A 20,559-nucleotide genomic window follows, 5' to 3' on the forward strand; every position below is an offset into this window, starting at 1 on the left:
GTGCATGTCTGCCCGGGCGTGGTCCTCGGCCCCGGAAGCGCGTCGCTCTCAGAAGGGGAAGAAGCTCCGCTTGTGCTGGACCGAGATCCACTTCTGGGTGGTGAACGCGTCGACCGTGGTCTCGCCGTTGAGGCGGCCGATGCCGGAGTGCTTCTCGCCGCCGAAGGGGACGAGCGGCTCGTCGTGGACGGTGCCGTCGTTGACGTGGAACATGCCGGTGTCGATCTGCTTGGCGAACGCGACACCCCGCTCGATGTCGCCGGTGTGGACGGCGCCGCTGAGGCCGTAGGGGGTGTCGTTGACGATATGGACGGCCTCCTCCTCGCCCTCGAAGGGGATGAGGAAGACGACCGGGCCGAAGACCTCCTGCTGGAGGAGGGCGGAGCCGGCGGGGACGTCGGTGAGGACGGACGGCTCGACCAGGTTGTCGGTCGTGGAACCGTGGACGAGCGCGGTGGCGCCCTCGGCGAGGGCCTGCTCGACGACGGACTTGAGCGAGTCCGCCTGCGAGGAGTTGATGACCGGGCCGATGACCGTGCTCGGGTCGCTCGGGTCGCCGACCTTCAGGGACTTCACCTTGGCCACGAACTTCTCGGTGAACTCGGCCTGCACCGCGCGGTCGACCAGGACGCGGTTGGCGGCCATGCAGACCTGGCCCTGGTGGACGTAGCGCGAGAAGACGGCCGCGTCGACGGCGTAGTCGATGTCCGCGTCGTCCAGGACCACCAGGGCGCTGTTGCCGCCCAGTTCGAGGATGGTGCGCTTGAAGTTCGCGGCGGCGACGGTGGCGACGTGGCGGCCGACCTTGTCGGAGCCGGTGAAGGAGATCAGCTTGGGGATGGGGTGCTCGATGAAGGCGTCGCCTATCTCGGCGATGTCGGTGACGACGACGTTGAGCAGCCCGCCGGGCAGGCCGGCCTCCTCGAAGATCTTCGCGACGAGGGTGCCACCGGTGATGGGGGTGTTCTGGTGCGGCTTCAGCACGACGCCGTTGCCGAGCGCGAGGGCGGGGGCGACCGACTTGAGGGAGAGCAGGAAGGGGAAGTTGAAGGGGCTGATGACGCCCACGACGCCGACCGGTACGCGGTAGAGGCGGTTCTCCTTGCCGTCGATCGGTGACGGAAGGATTCTGCCCTCGGGGCGCAGCGCCAGCTGAATCGATTCGCGCAGGAACTCCTTGGCGAGGTGCAGTTCGAACCCGGCCTTCAGATACGTACCGCCGAGCTCGGCGATGATCACCTCGGTGATCTCCTGCTCGCGCTCCTCGATGACCTTCAGGGCCTTCTCGAAGACCGCGCGCCGCGCATAGGCGTTGACCTCGGCCCAGTCCTTCTGGGCCGCCTGGGCGGCCCGGTAGGCCTCGTCCACCTCGTCGACCGTGGCGATGGTGATCGACGCGAGCTTCGCGTCGTCGTACGGGTTGAAGTCGATGATGTCCCAGGAGCCGGAGCCCGGGCGCCACTCGCCGCCGATGTACTGCTGGGCCAGGTCGGTGAAGTAGGACGACATGTGATCCTCAATCAGTCGGCATCGATCAAGATTGATCACTCGTCATCGTACTGGTGGGTAAAGGGAGTTGGAGAGCTACTCGGGAGACTCTGTGAAGACTCGCATCACTCGAGACGCAGGACTCAGGAGAGCTGGAGCAGGCCCCGCAGCAGGTCCCTGCTCTCGGCCGGGGACGGGCTGTCGTCCTGGAGCCGCTTGATCGCCCGCTCGTACTGGGCGATGTCCTCGGCCTTGTCCAGGTAGAGGGCGCTGGTGAGCTGTTCGAGATAGACGACGTCGGTGAGGTCGGACTCGGGGAAGCTCAGCAGGGTGAAGGCGCCGCTCTCGCCCGAGTGGCCGCCGAAGCTGAACGGCATGACCTGGACCGTCACGTTCGGGCGCTCCGAGATCTCGATCAGATGCTGGAGCTGCCCCCGCATCACGTCCCGGTCGCCGTACGGCCGGCGCAGCGCGGCCTCGTCGAGGACGCAGTGAAACTGCGGGGCCCTCTCGGCCACCAGGTACTTCTGGCGCTCCATGCGCAGGGCGACCCGCTTGTCGATCTCCGCCTCGCTCGCGCCCCGCATGCCCCGGGCGACGACCGCGTGGGCGTACGCCTCGGTCTGCAACAGACCGTGCACGAACTGGACTTCGTAGCTGCGGATGAGGTGGGCCGCCGCTTCCAGGCCGACGTAGGTGGGGAACCAGCTGGGCAGGACGTCCGAGTAACTGTGCCACCAGCCCGCGACGTTGGCTTCCTTCGCCAGGGAGAGCAGCGAGGTGCGCTCGTTCTCGTCGGTGACGCCGTAGAGGGTCAACAGGTCCTCCACGTCACGGGTCTTGAAGCTGACCCGGCCGAGTTCCATCCGACTGATCTTCGACTCCGAGGAGCGGATCGAGTACCCGGCCTTCTCCCGGGTGATCCCCTGCGACTCGCGCAGCCGCCTGAGATGCGAGCCCAGCAGCATCCGCCTCACCACCGACCCGCTCGATTCACCGGCACCCACGTTCGTCCAGCCTCCCCAACTTCTTCAGGGGCCGCAGTCTGCCACTAATCCACTCCGATCCGCACTCGCCCGGTTACAGAAATGGAAAGTCTTCAACATCTGAGACGGATGAGACGGAGGAGGAGAGAAGGGAGTGTGGCCGAGACGCGTCGCGAAGAACACCCCGCGGACACAGGAGATCGCCAGAAAGTCGCCAGGAAATCGCCGGCCTGAGCCCGACGGGAGGGTGCGGAGCGACAGAAGAAATGTTCAGCAAGCGGTATGTGAAGGTCCAATTCGGGCGCGTGCACGTGCATCTGCCCTTGCATCTGCTGTACGCATCAGAAACCATGGTCCCGCGCCACCGCTGCATCGCAACGACCGCGAACACCCGGGAGTGCCTCGCATGGGGACGAATGGATCGACCATGCTCGAACCCTTACGGCAGGGACTTCCGCCACTTGATCCCGCGGCCGTGTCCGACGCCGCGTCCTGCGCGCTGCCGCCCCGCTACGAAGCGGTGCGCGAGGCACGGCAGTTCACCCGGGGCACCCTCGACCAGTGGCGGTTGGACGAACGGTTCGACGACGTCTGCCTCGTGGTCTCGGAACTCGTCACCAACGCCCTGCGGCACGGCCTGCCCGCCGGCAACGGGGCGGGCCCGGCCCAGGACCCGCCCGTGCGGCTGCACTTGATGCGCTGGGCCGAGCGGTTGGTGTGCGCGGTGCGCGACCCCAGTCACGACAGCCCGGTCGCGGGCGACTCCGAGGACTTCGCGGCGGAGTCGGGCCGGGGGCTGTTCCTGGTCGACTCGTTCGCGGACAGCTGGGGCTGGCATCCGCTGGGCGGCGCGCTCAGCGGCAAGGTGGTGTGGGCGCTGTTCCAGGTGGAGCCGGCGCCGGGCCACCCGTCCGCCCGTAGGTGAACCGCGGCGCTTTTCGGCGCCGCGGTTCTACGCGTGTCACATCATGGGGGGCGTCGGTCGCCCGCCGACGGCGGACCTCATCCGACCAGGTGGTCGAACTCCCCGTCCTTGATGCCCAGGAGCATCGCCTCGATTTCGGCGCGGGTGTAGACGAGCGCCGGGCCGTCGGGGAAGCGCGAGTTGCGTACCGCCACCTCGCCGCCGGGCAGCCGGGCGAACTCCACGCAGTTGCCCTGCGAGTTGCTGTGCCGGCTCTTCTGCCAGGCCACCGCGTGGAGCTCGGTCAGCTCCGTCGCGGCCATGCCGTTGTACACGTCATCCACGCCGTACACGTCGTGGTCCACAGGTCGCTCCCCGGGGTGGTGCAGTAGTGCGCTGGATGCGCGTTGGCTCTGGTGTGGCCGTGTTGCAGATGGTGCCGGTCGTGTCCGTGTTGCCGGTGGTGTCTGCGTTGCCAGTGATGCGGTGGTCAACTGCCCCGGATCATAGCTTTGTTCACGTGCCGATGCATGAGCGGATGCACGTGCACGGGGGGTGTCTCCGCGGTTACAGCACCAGAGAGACGTAAGACATGGCGGTCCTGTTCCATCCGGGCCCCTATCTCTCCGTACGGGGTGGGGGTCCGGGCGGTTCAGGGCGGAGCGAGCGACTTCCGCGGAATGGCGGAAAAGGGACGGCCCCGGGGAGGTCGTGGAGCCTCCCCGGGGCCGGGTGGGGGGTGATTCGCGTCAGGCGGTTCGCGTCAGCGGGTGACGTACGGCAGGAGCGCCATCTCCCGGGCGTTCTTGATGGCCCGCGCGAGCAGGCGCTGCTGCTGTGCGGTGACCCGGGTCACGCGACGGCTGCGGATCTTGCCCCGGTCGGAGATGAAGCGGCGCAGCAGGTCCGTGTCCTTGTAGTCGATGTACGTGATCTTCGCCTGGTCCAGCGGGTTGGGGCGGGACTTGACGGGCTTGCGCTCCGGCTTGCGGGGCATGGCGGTTCAGACCTCCAGGAAGGTGTCGAAGGGGCGCGGCAGCCGTTCCCAGGCGTCGCGGCCCGCGGCGTACTCGGCGTCGGTGAGCAGGCAGGACTCCAGCAGCCGTTCGAGTCCGTCGCGGTCCAGGCCCGGGGAGGTGAAGACGAGGTGCTGGCAGCGGTCGCCGTGTTCCGGGTGCCAGTCGAGGGCGGCGGCGGCGCGGCGGACCGGGGGCACCATGTCCCAGGCGGCGTCCGGGAGCGAGGCGAGCCAGGGGCCGACCGACTCGACGCAGAGGGCGCCGCCGGCCGCGTCCCAGTGGAGCAGGGTGTCGGGGCGCTCGGCCAGCCAGAACCTGCCGCGGCTGCGGGCCGCCGCGCAGCAGAGGTCTTCGAGTGCCGCGTAGAGGCGTTCCGGGTGGAAGGGGCGGTGGCGGTGCCAGACGAGTGTGGTGACGCCGTGTTCGTCGGCGTCGGTGGGGAGGAGGGCGCTGGCGGGGTGCTGGGCGGCTGCGGCGGCGTCGACGTCGAAGCCGGCGAACGCGGCGGCGAGCAGGGCCGGGGAGCGCCGTGGGTGGTGCTGGAGGCTGCCGGGTGCGGGTGCGTCGTGGCTGGTCGCGCAGTTCCCCGCGCCCCTTTCAGGGCCTGCGGCCACCTCAGGGGCGCGTTGCCGGTCGGCTATGGGCACCTGCTGGGCCGTCGGGTGCAGTTGGGACAGGAGGGCTCTGTCCTCGTCGTCCGCCTCCGCCGAGTCGAGTACGGCCAGGGTCGGGGCGTACTCCAGTTGGCGGGCGAAGGTGTCGGCGACCGTGCGTTGGTCCGTGGTGGCGGCGGCGAGGCCCCGGTCGGCGAGGTCGTCGCCGTTGCCGAGGTAGGGCAGGAGGAGGGCGGGGTCGACGGCCGTGATCACGGAGGTGAGGCGGAGACCGCTGGCGGCGACCACCTCGGCCATGGCCTTCGGCTCGACCGAGTCCCAGAGTTCGACCACGGCGAGGCGGGTGAGGCCCGCGTCGGCGAAGCGCTCCAGTTCGGGGACGAGGTCCTCGCGCAGGGCGCAGCAGGCGCAGTCGTTGACGAGCGGGGTCTCACCGGTGGAGATGAGGCCCGCCGCGTCCCGAACGGTCCGGACGACCTTGGCGTCCGGACCGTCGGTGGCGGTGGAGAGGTCGTGGTGCAGCGCGACGCTGCCCGGGACCCCGGCGAGCAGCGCCTCGACGGCGGCCCGCCGGGCGTCGGCGTGCAGCCCGCCGACGATCGCGACAGACAGCTGGGTCACGTCGGTCAGCCCCGCTTCTTCCCGGTCGCTCCGGCCGCCCCGGAGTTCTTGGCGCCGTAGCGCTTCTCGAACTTCTCGACGCGGCCCGCCGTGTCCAGGACGCGGGCGGTGCCCGTGTAGAAGGGGTGGCTGACGTTCGAGATCTCGACGTCGACCACCGGGTAGGTGTTGCCGTCCTCCCACTCGATCGTCTTCTCGCTGGTCATCGTCGAGCGGGTCAGGAAGGTGTGGTTCGCGGCACGGTCCCGGAAGACGACCGGCCCGTACGACGGGTGGATGTCCTTCTTCATCGGCGCCTCAGCGCTCCTCTCGGAAGTCGACGTGACGGCCCGCCATCGGGTCGAACTTGCGCAGCGTCAGCCGGTCCGGGTCGTTCCGGCGGTTCTTGCGGGTGACGTAGGTGTAGCCGGTGCCGGCCGTGGACCGGAGTTTGATGACCGGGCGGAGTTCGTTGCGTGCCATGGTGGTACCTTACTGAAAATGAATTCCATTTACATCACCTGATCGAGAGAGGTGCATCACCTTGTCCGCCCACTGCATGCTGACCGGCGCCCAGCCCGGCTTCGGCAACCGCATCTCGCACTCCCACCGGCGTACGTCCCGCCGTTTCGACCCCAACATCCAGTCCAAGCGGTATTGGCTGCCCAGCGAGAACCGCCATGTGCGGCTCCGGCTGAGCGCGAAGGGGATCAAGACCGTGGACGTCATCGGCGTCGAGGCCGCGGTCGCCCGGATCCGTGCCCGGGGGGTGCGGGTCTGATGGCGAAGAAGAGCAAGATCGCGAAGAACGAGAAGCGGCGGGAGATCGTCGCTCGGTACGCCGAGCGGCGGGCCGAGCTGAAGGAGATCGTCCGGCGGCCGTCCGCCACGGACGCCGAGCGCGAGGCCGCCCTGCGGGAGCTGCGCGCCCAGCCGCGCGACGCCAGCGCCACGCGCGTCCGCAACCGGGACCAGGTGGACGGGCGGCCCCGGGGGTACTTCCGGACGTTCGGGCTGTCCCGGGTGAGCCTGCGGGAGCAGGCGCACGCGGGGTATCTGCCGGGGGTGCGCAAGTCGTCCTGGTAGTCGGTGGGGGGCGGGGTCCTCAGTCGTCGGTGGGGGACGGGGTTCTCAGTCGTCGGTGGGGGGCGGGGTTCTCTTCGTTCCCGGCCAGCTGCAGCCGAGGGGCTGCTGGTAGCTTGCCGCTGTCGCCGCGGCGACCGGATCCGGCCACACTCTCGGGAGAACTCCAGTGACTACGGCGACTACGGCGACTAGTGCGACCAGGGCGACCACGGTGATGGCGGCGATGGGGGCAGGGCCTGAGGGTGGGGCTGCTGGGGCTTTCTTCGCCCGGCGGCGGCGGCTGCGTGTCGTGGCCGGGGTGGCCGGGCTCGCGGCCGCGCTCGTGCTGACGGGGTGCAGCGGCGGCGGTGACGGGGACTCCGCGGGCAAGGAGTCGTCGGCCGCCCCCTCGGCGACGAAGGGGTCGGACAGCGGCGGCGGCTCCGGGGACTCCTCCGGTGCCAAGACCGAGCTCCAGGGCAACTGGCTGGCCACGACCGGCGGCAAGCCGGTCGCCCTGTTCGTCAACGGCGGCGAGGCCGCGGTCTTCGCGGGCACCTCGGTGTGCAGCGGCAAGGTCTCCGACGCGGACGACATGCAGATGATCAGCCTCAAGTGCCAGGACGGCAGCGACGACCGCACCGAGGGCATGGTCGACAAGGTGAGCGCCAAGTCCCTCACGATCACCTGGGAGGGCGGCGTCGGCGAGGAGACGTTCCGGAAGGCGGAGGGGTCCATGCCGTCCGGGCTGCCGACGGATCTGCCCACGGCGAGCGCGGGGTCGTAGGCCTGTCTCTTCGGGCAGAGGCGCGCGGGTCACCTTCCGGCCGTGGACCGGTGGATTTTTGCCTCGGGCGGCGCTCGGGTCGTAGATCATGTGTCGGACGGGCCGCGGAACCTCCGGGTTCCGTGGCCCGTTCGCACGTTCACACGCCACCGGCTGTGCTGTGACAGCCACGAACTCCACCGGGAACCCCCATGCGCACCGCTCCGACCGCCATCGCCGCCGCCCTTCTCGCGGCCCTCACGCTGACCGCCTGTAGCGGGAGTGACGGAGGTGAGGGAGGCGACGGCGGGGACGACGGCAAGACCGGGGCCGCCACCACCGAGAGCGCGCAGGGGGCCGCGTGCACGGCCGCGCGGGTCGGCTTCGAGGTCGGTCCCAGCAGTGCGGCACCGGCCGCCGGGGACGAGGGGGCCGTCCCGATCACCGTGACCAACAAGGGCGACGCCGCCTGCACGTTGACGGGTCTCGCCGGGGTCGACCTGGTCGCCGGCGACAAGTCGTGGGCGCTCCAGCCGCAGGAGGGCGCGTCCGAGGAGACCGAGGTGACGCTGCAGGGCGGCCAGTCGATGAGCTTCTCGGTCTCCTACGTGCGCGGGGTCGACGGTGACTCGGAGAAGAGTGCCGCCGTGGATCAGCTGAAGCTGACCCTGCCCGGAGACAGCAAGGTCAGCAGCTTCAAGTGGCCGGACCCCGTGGTCGCGGTGAAGTCCGAGAGCACGTTGGAGGCGACGGTGGGGCCGTTCCTGCCGGTGGGCGACTGAGTCATCGAGGGCGGCGAGGTGTCAGGGGTCCGGATCTGTGACGTGTCAGGGGGCCGGCCCCGAGTTCAGGTCGGTCTCCGTTCATGACGGCAGGCGGGGGCGGGATCTGACCTGGGCTCGGTCGGCCGCTTCCGCTCCCTGTTGCCAGCCGGCGAGGTCGCTGACGCCTCGGACGCGGGTGGTGACCGTGTCCGGGAACATCCGGCTGAACTCGTCGTGGACGGCGACGTCGCGGGCGGCGAGGACGGGCAACAGGTCCTGTTCCGGGGCGCCCGCCCCGCGAGCGCCGGCGCCCGCGGCCTCCGCCTCGGCGACCTGGGCCTCGGCGACCGCCGCCAGCCGGTCGCCGATGCGGTGGGCGTAGGCGGCCAGGAAGGACTGCCGGAAGGTCTTGGTCCGCTTGCGGCCGCCCTTGCGCTGGGCCGCCTCCGCCTTGGTCATGGCGGTGGTGGCCTGCACGAGGAGCGAGGTGTGGAGCAGCTCGACCACCTCCAGGTCGGCCTCGAACCCGACCACCGTGGAGAAGCCGAGGGCCTCGTTCCAGACGGCCTCGCAGCGGTTGGCCCGGGCGACCGCGTCGAGGAGGACCGCCTTGGCCGTCTCGTACGGCGGGTCGACGCCGATCCGGCACGCGCCGGGCGCGTCCTCGCTGTGCGCGCGGGCCGCGAGCAGCGCCTCGTCGATGCTGTGCCGCGCCATCAGCTCCTGCGCCTTCGCGCTCAGCGCCTCCGCCTCCTCCGGGAATCCGGTCGCCTCCGCCTTGGCCAGGAGCGCGCGGATCCGGCTGAGCATGCGGGACTCGGGGTGCGGCGAGTTCTTCCCGGCGCCGGCCTCCCGCGGGCGGTCCAGGGGTTCGAGGGTGGGCAGGCGCAGGAGGAGGCGGTACAGCTCCAGGGTCGCGGTGGCGTAAGAGAAGCGGTCCGCGCGGGTGGGGTGCGCGGCGAGTTCCCTGATCTCGTCGAGCTGGGCGGCCCAGCGGGGGCTGTGGGACTGGGGACGGGCGCCCGTCCGCGCCTGCTCGTGCGCGTTGTGCTCCTCGTGCTCCTCGACGACGAGCCGCGCGAGGAGCCGTACGTGCTCGTCCTCCAGCTCGCGCCGCGTGAACCGGACGACGTCGGCGGGCTGCCAGCCCCGCCGCCAGGCCCCGGCGACAAACTCCCGTCCGCGCCGGGCGAGTTCGGCGTCGGCCGCCGGGTCGGCAGCGAGCAGGGAGGCGCCCGTGTCGAGGGCGGCGTCGGTGTCGGCGTAGAGCGCCGCCTCGAAGGCGCGGTCCACCGTGCTGGTCGTACTCACGTGTTCGATCGTGTCATGGGGTGGGGGCGGGGGTTCCGGGGGCGGGGGTTCCGGGGGCGGGGTAGGGCTGGCCCTACCCCCAGGACGCCCCTCAGGGGTCGTGTGCGGGCGCGGCGGGGACGGTTCGCTTGGGGCATGACCACGGTAGAGAGAGACAGGGCCTCCGCGGAGGCGGGCAGGGTGTCGGCGGTGGCGAGCCGGCCGGGGGCAGGGAACGGGGAGACGGGGGGCGCGGCGGTACGTGTACGGGGTCTGCGGCGGGCGTACGGGGCGGTCGTCGCCCTCGACGGGGTGGATCTGGACTTCGGGGTGGGGACCTTCACGGCGGTGATGGGGCCTTCGGGGTCGGGGAAGTCGACGCTGCTGCAGTGTGCGGCGGGGCTCGACCGGCCGTCGGGCGGGACCGTGCGGGTCGACGGTGTGGAGCTGGCCGGGCTGAGCGAGCGGCGGCTGACGCTGCTGCGCCGGGAACGGATCGGCTTCGTCTTCCAGGCCTTCAACCTCCTGCCCTCCCTGACCGCCGCGCAGAACGTCGCCCTGCCGTTGCGGCTCGCCGGGCGGCGCCCCTCGCGGGGTGCGGTGCGCGAGGCGCTGGCCCGGGTGGGGTTGGCCGAGCGGGGCGGGCACCGGCCCGCTCAGCTGTCCGGCGGACAGCAGCAGCGGGTCGCCCTCGCCCGTGCGCTGATCACCCGCCCCGCCGTCCTCTTCGGGGACGAGCCCACCGGGGCGCTGGACACCACAACCAGCCGCGAAGTGCTGTGCCTGTTGCGGGAGTTGGTGGATCGGGAAGGGCAGACCACGATCATGGTGACCCACGATCCGGTGGCCGCCTCGTACGCGGACCGGGTGGTGTTCCTGGTCGACGGGCGGGTGAGCGGGGAGCTGGTCCGGCCGTCGGTCGAGGCGGTGGCGGCGCGTATGGCGGGGTTGGAGCGTACGGCGGGCGACGGCACATCCTCCGGCGCCGACGGAGGTGTGACGTGCTGACGCTGTCGTCGTTGCGTACGCGGTGGGCCGCGTTGCTCGGGTCGTTCGTCGCCGTGTTGCTGGGGGTCGGGGTGATGACGGCCATGGGGCTGGGGCTCGCGGCGTCACTCGACCCGCCCGCGCGTGCGCCGGAGCGTTTTGGCTCCTCCCCCGTCGTGGTGGCGGGCCTGGACAGGCTGACGGTGGAGGTGCGGCGAGGGCCGGGCACGGCCGAGGTCTCGCAGAAACTGGCCCGTCCACACCCTGTGGACGGAGAGCTGCTGGCGGAGCTGCGGAAGCTGGGGCCGGTGACGACGGGCGCGGCTGCGGGCACGGGAGCGGGTGCGGGTGCCGCGACTGACGCCGGTGGGGCCGACGCGGTCGGCGTGGACGCGTCCGTGGCCGAGGTGCGGGCGGTGGTCGGGGAGCGGGCGCGGGTGCTGACCGGTGACGCACGGCGGCAGGTGGATCCGTCGTACGAGCGGGACGCGGAGGCGCTGGTCGCCGTGAACTCGCTGCTGGGGACGGCCGGCGGGGTGGCCGTGTTCGTGTCGGTGTTCGTGACGGCGTCGACGTTCGCGTTCGTGGTGGCGCTGCGCAGACGGGAGTTCGGGCTGCTGCGGATGGCCGGCGCGACCCCGGGTCAGGTGCGGCGGATGCTGCTCGGCGAGGCCGTGGCGGTGGGGCTCGTGGCGTCCGGCGCCGGGTGTGCGCTGGGGGCGTGGGGGGCGCCTTTGCTGGTACGGGTGTTGGTCGACGGCGGGGTCGCGCCGACGTGGTTCGCGGTGCCGGACGCGGTGGTGTGGCCGTATCACGCGGCCTTCTGGACGGGTGTGTCGGTGGCCCTGGCGGGAGCGTGGGTGGCGGCGCGGCGGGCCGGGCGGATCGGGCCCGTGGAGGCGTTGCGCGACGCGTCCGTGGACACGGGGGTGCTGCCGCTGTCCCGGCGGGTGATCGGTGCGCTGCTGCTGGTGGGCGGAGTGGGGTTGCTGGCCTGGAAGTTGGGGACGGACCCCGCCGAGCTGCTGAAGCGGAAGACCTACACCACCCAGCCGATGCTGCTGATCACGGCGGTGGCCGCGCTCGCGCCGCTGCTCGTGCGGCCGGTCGTACGGCTGGTGGGCGCGGCGCTGCCCGGGGCCGTCGGGCTGCTGATCAGGGAGAACGCGGCCACGTCCGTACGCCGCACCGCGGCCGTCGCCGCGCCGGTGCTGGTGACCGTCGCGCTGGCCGGGTCGCTGCTGGGGTCCGCCGGGACGGTGGCCGGGGCGAAGGGCGCGGAGGCGGCAGCGCGGACCGGGGCGGACTTCGTGGTCACCGGTGAGTCGGGTGCGGAGTTGCGGGAGGAGGCGGTGCGGGGTGCCGTCGGGGACGGGGCGACGGTGGTCGGGTCCGCGTCCACCGCTGTGTACGCCGTGGAGGAGGGGACCGCGTTGGTGCGGTCCGAGGCGCGGGCGGTGACGGACGCGGCGGCGCTGGCGACGGTGTCGCGGTTGCCGGTGGTCGCCGGTGACGTGCGGAATCTCGACGACGGGTCGATCGTCGTGAACGAGGAGTGGGAGCGGCACGAGGTCGGGCAGAGCGTGCGGGTGTGGCTCGGGGACGGGCGGCCGGTACGACTGCGGATCGCGGCGGTGCTCGCGGAGGGGACCGGGGACAACGGGGCGTATGTGACGGCCGCGAACGCGGGTGGGGCGGTGGTGGACCGGGTCGAGGTGCGGGTCGCTCCGCGCGGGAGCGGGGTGGAGCGGGCGGGAGTCGCGGCGGCGCTCGAAGGGGCGCCGGAAGGGGCGCGTTCGGAACGGGCCGGCTGGACCGTGCGGACGGCCGAGGAGTGGCTCGCGGCGAACAAGCCCGGCACCAAGGCGCACACCCGGCTCGGATTCCTCGTGGTGCTGGGGATCGCGCTCGTGTACGCGGGGATCTCGCTGGCCGGGACGTTGTTGATGGCCACGTCGGCGCGGGGTGCGGAGCTGCGGTCACTGCGGCTGGCCGGGGCGACGCGGGGTCAGGTGCGGGTCGTCGTGGTGGGTGAGGCGCTGGTGGCGGTCGTGGTGGGCGTGTTGCTGGGCGTCGCGGTCATCGCCGTGAACCTCGCCGGGGTGGCGGGGGCGTTGGGGCTGTTGTCGGCGCCGGTGGGGGTGGCGGTGCCGTGGGAGGTTCTCGGGGCGTGCGTGGGGGCGTGTGTCGCGGTGGGTGGGGTGGTGGCGGTGACCGGCGCCGGAAGGCAGAGGTAGGAGGTCGGGCGCCTGAGGGGGTGGGGGGCCGCGGTTGGGAGGCGGGTGCGGGGCCGTGGGGGCTTCTCGCGCAGTTCCCCGCGCCCCTGGCGGGGTGGAGGTGGGCCGGTGGTGCTGGCGGTGAGGTTGGCGACGACGCCGAAGTAGAGGGGAAGCGAGAGGGGACGGAGGATGTCAACTTCGGGTTGACACCCCCTTGGTGTCAACCTAAGGTTGACACATGACGACGAACCCGCGCGCCACCGCCCCCATCCGTCTCGACGAGCTCATCGAAGCCATCAAGAAGGTGCACCCGGAACCGCTCGACCAGTTGCAGGACGCGGTCATCGCCGCGGACCACCTCGGGGACGTGGCCGACCATCTGATCGGCCACTTCGTGGACCAGGCCCGGCGTTCGGGCGCCTCCTGGACGGACATCGGCCGGAGCATGGGCGTCACCCGGCAGGCCGCGCAGAAGCGGTTCGTGCCGAAGGCCGAGAACGACCTCGACGCCAGCCAGGGGTTCAGCCGCTTCACCCCCCGCGCCCGGAACGTGGTCGCGGCCGCGCACAACGAGGGCAAGGCCGCCGGCGCCGTCGAGGGACTGCCCGCCCACCTCGTCCTCGGGCTCCTCGCCGAACCGGACGGGCTCGCGGCCAAGGCGCTCGTCGCCCAGGGCCTCTCCCCCGAGGCCGTACGGGAAGCCGCCACCGCCGTCCTGCCGCCCGCCTCCCCCGAGGTACCCGAGCTCATCCCCTACGGCCCCGACGCCAAGAAGGTCCTCGAACTCACCTTCCGCGAGGCCCTCCGCCTCGGCCACAACTACATCGGCACCGAACACATCCTCCTCGCCCTCCTGGAGTTCGAGAACGGGGAAGGGGTGCTCAGCGGCCTCGGCGTCACCAAGGAGGCCACCGAGGCATACGTGACCCAGGCACTGCAGGCGATCGTCCAGAGCCAGGGCGAGAGCCAGGGGCAGGAGTAGGAGCAGGGGCACGGACAGAGGCGGGGAGAAGGGCAGCGGTAGCGGCCGTCGGCTGTCCGTCCCTTTGGGGCCCGCGTCGCACGAGCGTCGATGTCAGACCCCCCTGTCACACTCGCACCCATGACCGACCGGTGGGTGCTTGCGACGGCCGAGGACGGGGGTGTGGAGGTCGCCCCGCTCGGGGACGACGGGCTGCTCGCGGGGGCGGTGACCTGGGAGCCCGATCTCGCGGAGGCGGTGCGGCGGCGGGGGCCGCGGGTGGGGCGGTGGGTGTGGCGCGCCACCGGGGAGGTGTATCCGCGACTGCTCGCCACGGGGGTGCGAGTGGAGCGGTGCTACGACATCGAGGACGCCGAGACCCTGCTGCTCGGGCACGAGGGCCGGCTCGGTGAGCCCCGCTCCGCTGCCGCCGCCCTCGCCCGGCTCCGTCGGGCGCCCGTACCCCCGGACCCGCCCCCGCGCTCCGCCGACACCGGCGCCCAGCCGTCCCTGTTCGAGCCCCGCCCCGTCCACGTCCCCCTCGCCGACCTCGTCGAGGTGTACGCGGACCAGCAGCGACGGCACGACGCCACTGCCCACCCCGACCGGATGCGGCTGCTGACCGCCGCCGAGTCGGCCGGGATGCTCGTCGCCGCCGAGATGAACCGGGCGGGGCTGCCGTGGCGGGCCGACGTCCATCGTGACGTGCTGCACGAGATGCTCGGCGAGCGGTACGCGGGCGGCGGCGAGCCGCGTCGCCTCGCCGAGCTCGCCGAGGAGGTGTCGCACGCGTTCGGGCGGCGGGTGCGGCCCGATCTGCCCGCCGATGTCGTCAAGGCCTTCGCCCGGGCCGGCATCCGGGTCCGGTCCACCCGGCGCTGGGAGATCGAGAGCCTCGACCATCCGGCGGTGAAGCCGCTCCTGGAGTACAAGCGGCTGTACCGCATCTGGGTCGCCCACGGGTGGTCCTGGCTCCAGGACTGGGTCCGGGACGGCCGCTTCCGCCCCGAGTTCCTCGCGCACGGCACGGTCACCGGGCGGTGGGTCACCAACGGCGGGGGCGCCCTGCAGATCCCCAAGGTGATCCGCCGTGCCTGCGTCGCCGACCCGGGCTGGCGGCTCGTCGTCGCCGACGCCGACCAGATGGAACCCCGGGTACTGGCAGCCATCTCCCGTGACCCCGGGCTGATGGAGGTCGCGGGCCGTCCCACCGACCTCTACCAGGCCGTGTCCGACCGTGCCTTCTCCGGGAACCGTGACCACGCCAAACTCGCCGTGCTCGGGGCGGTGTACGGGCAGACGTCCGGGGACGGGCTCAAGAATCTCGCCGCGCTGCGCCGACGCTTCCCGCGCGCCGTGCAATACGTCGACGACGCGGCCCGCGCGGGCGAGGAGGGCCGGCTCGTACGGACCTGGCTCGGGCGTACGTGCCCACCGGCGGCCGGCGCCTCCGACGCGGCCGGCGACGAGGCGGGCCTCCCCCAGGACGACGGTGACCCGGACACCCGGGAGCGTGGGCAGGGTGACGAGTGGGTGCCCGGGTACGCCTCCACCAACTCCCGGGCCCGGGGCCGCTTCGCCCGTAACTTCGTCGTACAGGGCAGCGCCGCCGACTGGACCCTGCTCCTCCTCGCGGCCCTCCGCCGCTCCCTCGACGGCATGGCGGCCGAGCTGGTCTTCTTCCAGCACGACGAGGTGATCGTGCACTGTCCGGAGCGGGAGGCGGAGGCCGTGGTGGCGGCGATCCGTGAGGCGTCGGAGCTGTCGGGGCGGCTGGCGTTCGGGGAGACGCCGGTGCGGTTTCCGTTCACTACGGCGGTGGTGGAGTGTTATGCGGATGCGAAATGAGGGGCGGGGGGCGCCTTCCGGGGTGGGAGGGTCTGTCGGCTGGCGGCTGCGGGATCGTCGTGGCTGGTCGCGCCCACGCGGCGGTAGCCGCAGATTCCATGCCGCCCCGCGCCCCTAGGAGGCGGCTGCGCCGCCATTCGGCGCGCGGTTCTTCAGTAGTTCTCTCAGGTCTGTCGCCACCGTCGAGTCCGTGTCGTCCAGGATCTCCTGGGCCTGCTCCCACTCGTGGTAGGCCTCCTCCTCGTGGCCGTCGGCGCGGAGCAGCAGCCCCCGCTGGTGCCGGGCCAGGCCCACGGCGTACTGGTCGGCGCGGCGTTCGGCGAGGTCGAGGAGGATGTCGCACTCCTGGGCCGCGCGGTCCGGGCGGCCGAGTTCGCGCAGGGCCCGCACCAGGCCGAGCCGGGACTTGGACTCGCCCTGCCAGTCCTCGTCGTCGCCGAGGATGCGCAGGCTCTGCTCGAAGTTGCGTACGGCGGCGGCCGGTTCGCCGAGGCGGAGGTGGGCGTAGCCGATGTTGCAGTGCGCGGTGTGCCGTACGACGAGGCTGTCGGCGATCTCGCCCAGCGCCAGGCTCCGTTCGTGGTGGGCGATGGCGGCGCGCGCGTCGGTGTGTTTGTACAGGTTGCCGAGGTGGCTGAAGGTCACCGCCTCGCCGTAGGGGTCGCCGAGCTGCCGGGAGAGTTCCAGGCTCTGCCGGAGCGTCTCCTCGCTCTCCTCGTACCGGCCGAGGCTCTCCAGCACGAGTCCGCGGTTGTTCAGGCAGCGCCGAACGCACGAGACCACTCCGAGGCGGCGCCACAGTTTCAGGCCCTCGTCGTTGAGGGCGAGCGCCTCCGAGGCCCGGCCGGACATGAAGTGCAGGCCCGCGCGGTCGGTGAGGGCGAACGCCTCGGCCTCGTCGTCCCCGAGGGACCTCGCCACGTTCAGGGCGTGCCGTCCCAGCACGTCCAACTCGGCGAGCCGGCCGCCTCGGTGCAGATAGGGGAAGAGGTGGCGGACCAGGGTGGGGACGAGTGCCGCCGCCGAACCGGTGTCCGCCGGGCCGCCGTCGCCGACCGCGCCGACCTCGCCGCCCGCGCCGACTTTCGCGGCCCTCCCGCCCGTGCCTGCCGGGCCGCCGTCGCCGTGGTCGCGGGCGCAGCGTTCCACCAGGGCGACGATGGCGGGGAGTTCGCGGTCGCCCCAGGCGAAGGCCTCCTCGGCGGAGGTGAAGGGCGGTTCCGTGGGCGGTTCCGCACCGGGGGGTGCCGCGACCGTGGCCGGCGCGGTCCTCGTACGGAGGCGTTCGTCGCGCTCGTACCCCGGCGGCAGCATCACCAGCAGGCTCTGCCGGGCGCGTCCGGTGTACCAGCGCAGGGCCTGCTCCACGGCCGCGGCGGTCTCGGTGGCGGTGGCCGAGTCGGCGAGTTCGCGGGCGAAGTGCCGTACGAGGTCGTGGGGGACGTACCGACCGTACGTCGTCTCCTCCAGGAGGGCCACGTCGACGAGGCGGTCGAGGGCGGCCTCCGCGCGGAACTCGTCGGTGCCGGTGAGGCGGGCGAGGAGGGGTGCGCCGTAGGCGGGCAGGTCGAGGGCGCCGATGTGGCGCAGGGCGTGCGCGGCGTCGCGGTCGGCCTCGCGGTCGGAGGCGCGCAGGGCCTCGTGGGCGACGGCGAGGGAGCGGCGGACGCTCAGGTCGTCGTATTCGAGGTGCTGCAACCGTCCTTCCGTGGCGGCCAGTTGACCGGCGAGCGCGTCCGGGGTGAGGGCGCGCCGGGCGGCGAGGCGGGCCGCGACGACGCGGAGGGCGAGCGGGAGGCGGCCGGTCAGTTCGACGAGGGGGTGCGCGGCGTCCAGGCCCGCGGCGCGGCCCGAGGCGGCCCGCAGCAGGGCCGCGCTCTCGTCGTCCGACAGCGGGGCGAGCGGGAAGCGGTGGGCGCCGTCCAGCGCGGTGAGCGGCGAACGGCTGGTCACGATGACCGCGCAGCCGGGGCCCGCCGGGAGCAGGGGGCGTACCTGGGCGGCGGTCGCGGCGTCGTCCAGGACCATCAGGGTGCGGGCGGGGGCAAGGGTCGACCGGAGCAACGCGGCGGCCGCGTCCGGGTGTTCGGGGATACGGCGGGGGGCGGTGCCCAGGTCCCGCAGGAGGGCGGCGAGGGCCTGGGCGGGGGTGAGGGGGGTCATGCCCGGGGTGGCGCCGTGGAGGTTGATGTACAGCTGGCCGTCGGGGAAGTGTTCGGCGAGTTCGTGGGCGAGGTGGAGGGCGAGGGCGCTCTTGCCGACGCCGGCCATTCCGCTGATGACGGCCGTCGGCGAAGCGGGGCGCCTACTGACTCGGGGGGCACCGTGGGTCGGCGGGTGCGGATGCGTCGTGGCTTGTCGCGCAGTTCCCCGCGCCCCCAGGGGGGTAGGGGCGCGGGTCGCTTCATACGGACCCGTATCCAGAGCCCTCCGCAGCTCGGCCAACGCCTCCCGCCTGCCGGTGAAATGGGCCGGTGGCGGCGGGAGTTGGGCCGGGCGGGGTGGGGCGTCGGCGTCGGCGGCTTCGGGGGACGGCCCCTGGGCGTGTGCGGCGGGTTCCCGCAGGATCTCCGCGTGGGCCTCGCGTACGGCCGGGCCCGGTTCCACGCCGAGTTCGTCGAGGAGGCGGGCGCGGAGGTCGCGGTGGACGGCGAGGGCCTCGGCCTGGCGGCCCGTGCGGTGCAGGACGAGCATGAGGAGCCGGTGGAAGGCCTCGCGCAGGGGGTGTTCGGCGACGAGGGCGGCGAGTTCGGGGGCGAGGGCGCCGAGGGCGTGCGCGCCTGCGGGTTCCGCCTCCGCCCCGCCGGGTTCCGCCCGGCCGTGTGCCGCGCGGCCGTGTGCCGCCCTGTCGTGTGCCGTGCTGCCGGGTTTCGCCCTGTCGGCCGCGAGGTGGAGTTCGGCGTCGTAGCGTCGCTCCAGGAGCAACAGCCGTGCCTCCTCCAGGCGTTGGACGAAGGCCCGGGCACGGAACTCCTCGACCGGCAGACCGCCGAGCGGTGTCCCCCGCCAGAGGGCGAGCGCGGCGGTGGACTCACGGACGGTCCGGCTCCAGTCGCGCTCGGCGTGGGCGGCGCGCGCGGCGCGGGCGTGGCTCTCGAAGACGCGGACGTCCAACTCGCCCTCGTCGACCCTCAGCAGATAGCCGGGCGGGACCGCGCGCAAGCGTTCGGGGTCGTCCAACAGCCTGCGCAGCCGGGTCACATGGTTCTGCAGGGAGGCCTGCGCGGACGGGGGCGGCGCCGCGTCCCACAGCACGTCCTTCAGGGTGTCGACGGAGACGACCCGCCCGGGTTCGAGCAGCAGCGCGACGAACAGGGCGCGCATCTTGCCGCTGCCGACGGACCGTACGCCGCCACCGAACCGCGCGGTGTTCCCGGCGACTTCGGTGTCATCCGCGCCCCCGGCCCCGTACAGAACCGGCGGACCGAGCAGTCCGAACCGCAGCCCGTCCCGCATAGAACCCGTCCGCTGCCTTCCCGCACCGTCGTTCCGGGCCCACCCCGCGGCGACCTGCCGCCGCCTCCCGTACGGCCCCCCGTGGAACCGTTGGGCCCATGTTAGCGATCCGTTGGCGGAACCTGATGTGATCACTTCATCGGATCCGGCGACGACGGCGCACGCGTGAGACGCGTAGCTCGGGGGAGTGCCGCCGCCGCTGCCGGATCCGAGAACGTGGAAAGCGCTGTGCCCCGGTCGGTGGAGGTGAACGACCGGGGCACTCGTGCGTGCGGGCCCCGTCGTGGGGCGGCCCTAAAGGACCGGGGGGCGGCTCTAAGGGATCGTGGGAGCGCCCTAAAGGATCGGGGGGCGGCCCAGACGGGTCAGGTGCCAGACCGTTCGCCAGCTCATCGGCCTGCGTTCGCCGCCCGACTCCCGCCAGCCCTCCACGAAGCCGCTGAACCAGGCCTTCAGACCGCCCGCCGAGCGCATCCGCAGCAGGGTGATGAGGACCCACACGCCCAGGTGGACGGGGATGAGAGGGAGCGGGAGGCGGCGGCGGGCGAGCCAGACGCGGTTGCGGGCGTTGACGCGGTAGTAGATGGCGTGCCGGGCCGGTGACGTCTTCGGGTGCTGGAGGAGCAGTTCGGGGGCGTACAGCACGGTCCAGCCGGCGTCGAGCGCCCGCCACGCCAGGTCGGTCTCCTCGTGCGCGAAGAAGAACTCGGCGGCCCAGTCGCCCGTCTCGCCGAGCATGGCCATGGAGAGGGCGTGCCCGCCGCCGAGGAACCCGGTGACCGGCCCGCCGCGCATCGGGTCCTTCGCGCCGACCCTCGGCACGTGCCGCCGCTGGGTCTCGCCGTGCTCGTCGGCGATCCGGAACCCGACGATGCCGAGGCGCGGGTCGGCGGCGTACAAGTCCCGTACGCGGCGCAGCACATCGGCGTCGACGAGCAGCCCGTCGTCGTCCAGCTCCACGACGACGTCGACGTCACCGAAGGCGCGGAGCCGCTCCAGGGCGACGTTCCGGCCGCCGGGGCAGCCGAGGTTCTCGTCCACCTCGATGAGGGTGACCTCGCCGGGCAGGCCCAGCCGTTCGGCGAACTCGGGGAGGGGGCAGCCGTTGCCCACGATCACGATCCGTTCGGGCGCGACGTCCTGCTTGGCCACGGAGGCGAGCAGCGCGTCCACCTCCGCGGGCCGATTGCCCATCGTCACCACGGCGACAGCGACCCGAGGCCCGGCCTCCACCACGACACCAACCCCATTCCGTCCACGGACCGCCTACTGACGACCGGCGGGGCGACGACGACCGGCGCGGCCGCAGACGGCCGCCCCGGAGCGACTCGGAGCGACCCGGAGCGACCCGACGACCGTCGACCCGCTTCCCGTCCTCCACCGACTGTTTACGGCCGGGATGCTAGTCGTTCACGACGGAGACTTCGCATTGACTCCTCGGCTTCGCCGTTCAGGCCCTCCCCGGTCCCCCCGCGTCGACCCCGCCGCCCCCACCGACTCGGGTCGCCCTCGGCACAGTTGATTACGGATCAGGCCTCTCTTCCGCTCCGGTCGTTTTCGGCCGTTTCCGCCCTGATCGGTCCTGCTCGATC

19 protein-coding genes are annotated in these 20,559 nt (G+C 72.5%); 9 read left to right on the top strand and 10 right to left on the bottom strand.

The genetic code is table 11. The features are described from left to right. Positions 1-48: 48 nt before the first annotated feature. Both PUR53_RS31460 and PUR53_RS31465 read right to left on the bottom strand, forming a co-directional pair. Complete coding sequence (locus tag PUR53_RS31460) at positions 49-1,509, bottom strand: aldehyde dehydrogenase family protein (protein WP_329899762.1); 1,461 nt, start codon at positions 1,507-1,509, stop codon at positions 49-51. 122 nt (positions 1,510-1,631) lie between these two features. Further along, on the bottom strand, positions 1,632-2,456 hold the full coding sequence (locus PUR53_RS31465) for a helix-turn-helix domain-containing protein (protein ID WP_329910431.1): 825 nt from the start codon (positions 2,454-2,456) through the stop codon (positions 1,632-1,634). 424 nt (positions 2,457-2,880) lie between these two features. Between PUR53_RS31465 and PUR53_RS31470 the strand changes: the two genes are divergently transcribed. Beyond that, positions 2,881-3,399: an ATP-binding protein gene (locus PUR53_RS31470; protein WP_329910432.1), complete on the top strand. Its 519-nt coding sequence runs from the start codon at positions 2,881-2,883 to the stop codon at positions 3,397-3,399. A 77-nt stretch (positions 3,400-3,476) separates the two neighbouring features. Here the strand turns inward: PUR53_RS31470 and PUR53_RS31475 are convergent, their stop codons facing one another. The 5 genes from PUR53_RS31475 to rpmG form a co-directional block, all read right to left on the bottom strand. After that, on the bottom strand, positions 3,477-3,743 hold the full coding sequence (locus tag PUR53_RS31475; protein WP_033524685.1) for a DUF397 domain-containing protein: 267 nt from the start codon (positions 3,741-3,743) through the stop codon (positions 3,477-3,479). Positions 3,744-4,141: 398 nt separating this feature from the next. Beyond that, entirely contained in the window at positions 4,142-4,375 is a 234-nt protein-coding gene (gene rpsR / locus PUR53_RS31480) for a 30S ribosomal protein S18 (RefSeq protein WP_329899760.1), read from the bottom strand. A 6-nt stretch (positions 4,376-4,381) separates the two neighbouring features. After that, on the bottom strand, positions 4,382-5,632 hold the full coding sequence (locus PUR53_RS31485; RefSeq protein ID WP_329899759.1) for a CobW family GTP-binding protein: 1,251 nt from the start codon (positions 5,630-5,632) through the stop codon (positions 4,382-4,384). Positions 5,633-5,637: 5 nt separating this feature from the next. Continuing rightward, positions 5,638-5,922 carry a type B 50S ribosomal protein L31 gene (locus PUR53_RS31490; RefSeq protein WP_045562601.1) on the bottom strand — a complete coding sequence of 95 codons (285 nt, stop codon included), beginning with the start codon at positions 5,920-5,922 and terminating at the stop codon, positions 5,638-5,640. Positions 5,923-5,929: 7 nt separating this feature from the next. Further along, positions 5,930-6,094 carry a 50S ribosomal protein L33 gene (gene rpmG / locus PUR53_RS31495; protein WP_033524681.1) on the bottom strand — a complete coding sequence of 55 codons (165 nt, stop codon included), beginning with the start codon at positions 6,092-6,094 and terminating at the stop codon, positions 5,930-5,932. Positions 6,095-6,155: 61 nt separating this feature from the next. On the opposite strand from rpmG, the gene rpmB reads away from it, so the two are divergent. The 4 genes from rpmB to PUR53_RS31515 all read left to right on the top strand — a co-directional run bounded on the left by rpmB (position 6,156) and on the right by PUR53_RS31515 (position 8,224). Further along, entirely contained in the window at positions 6,156-6,392 is a 237-nt protein-coding gene (gene rpmB, locus PUR53_RS31500) for a 50S ribosomal protein L28 (RefSeq protein ID WP_045562600.1), read from the top strand. Then, positions 6,392-6,697, top strand: coding sequence for a 30S ribosomal protein S14 (gene rpsN / locus PUR53_RS31505; protein WP_329899758.1), 306 nt, complete (start codon positions 6,392-6,394; stop codon positions 6,695-6,697). Before rpmB ends, rpsN begins: the two co-directional genes overlap by 1 nt. A 166-nt stretch (positions 6,698-6,863) precedes the next feature. Beyond that, positions 6,864-7,463, top strand: a complete 600-nt coding sequence (locus PUR53_RS31510; RefSeq protein WP_329910434.1) for a hypothetical protein — start codon at positions 6,864-6,866, stop codon at positions 7,461-7,463. Between the two features lie 191 nt (positions 7,464-7,654). Next, the gene (locus PUR53_RS31515) at positions 7,655-8,224 is read left to right on the top strand and encodes a DUF4232 domain-containing protein (protein WP_329899756.1); all 570 of its coding nucleotides are present in this window, start codon (positions 7,655-7,657) and stop codon (positions 8,222-8,224) included. 81 nt (positions 8,225-8,305) lie between these two features. On the opposite strand, the gene PUR53_RS31520 is transcribed toward PUR53_RS31515, so the two are convergent. Next, entirely contained in the window at positions 8,306-9,517 is a 1,212-nt protein-coding gene (locus tag PUR53_RS31520; protein ID WP_329910435.1) for a DUF2786 domain-containing protein, read from the bottom strand. 135 nt (positions 9,518-9,652) lie between these two features. Between PUR53_RS31520 and PUR53_RS31525 the strand changes: the two genes are divergently transcribed. The 4 genes from PUR53_RS31525 (at position 9,653) to PUR53_RS31540 (ending at position 15,511) form a co-directional block, all read left to right on the top strand. Beyond that, complete coding sequence (locus PUR53_RS31525) at positions 9,653-10,504, top strand: ABC transporter ATP-binding protein (RefSeq protein ID WP_329899754.1); 852 nt, start codon at positions 9,653-9,655, stop codon at positions 10,502-10,504. Next, the gene (locus PUR53_RS31530; RefSeq protein WP_329910436.1) at positions 10,498-12,720 is read left to right on the top strand and encodes an ABC transporter permease; all 2,223 of its coding nucleotides are present in this window, start codon (positions 10,498-10,500) and stop codon (positions 12,718-12,720) included. Before PUR53_RS31525 ends, PUR53_RS31530 begins: the two co-directional genes overlap by 7 nt. A gap of 220 nt (positions 12,721-12,940) precedes the next feature. Further along, positions 12,941-13,684 carry a Clp protease N-terminal domain-containing protein gene (locus PUR53_RS31535; protein ID WP_329899751.1) on the top strand — a complete coding sequence of 248 codons (744 nt, stop codon included), beginning with the start codon at positions 12,941-12,943 and terminating at the stop codon, positions 13,682-13,684. 120 nt (positions 13,685-13,804) lie between these two features. Continuing rightward, entirely contained in the window at positions 13,805-15,511 is a 1,707-nt protein-coding gene (locus tag PUR53_RS31540; RefSeq protein ID WP_329899750.1) for a bifunctional 3'-5' exonuclease/DNA polymerase, read from the top strand. Between the two features lie 114 nt (positions 15,512-15,625). Here the strand turns inward: PUR53_RS31540 and PUR53_RS31545 are convergent, their stop codons facing one another. Together PUR53_RS31545 and PUR53_RS31550 are read right to left on the bottom strand one after the other, a co-directional pair. Continuing rightward, on the bottom strand, positions 15,626-18,967 hold the full coding sequence (locus tag PUR53_RS31545) for an AfsR/SARP family transcriptional regulator (RefSeq protein WP_329910438.1): 3,342 nt from the start codon (positions 18,965-18,967) through the stop codon (positions 15,626-15,628). Positions 18,968-19,303: 336 nt separating this feature from the next. Then, positions 19,304-20,203 carry a glycosyltransferase family 2 protein gene (locus PUR53_RS31550; RefSeq protein ID WP_329899748.1) on the bottom strand — a complete coding sequence of 300 codons (900 nt, stop codon included), beginning with the start codon at positions 20,201-20,203 and terminating at the stop codon, positions 19,304-19,306. Between the last annotated feature and the right edge of the window lie 356 nt (positions 20,204-20,559).

It is taken from the genome of Streptomyces sp. SP18BB07, from assembly GCF_036322545.1.
GTDB lineage: Bacteria > Actinomycetota > Actinomycetes > Streptomycetales > Streptomycetaceae > Streptomyces > Streptomyces deccanensis.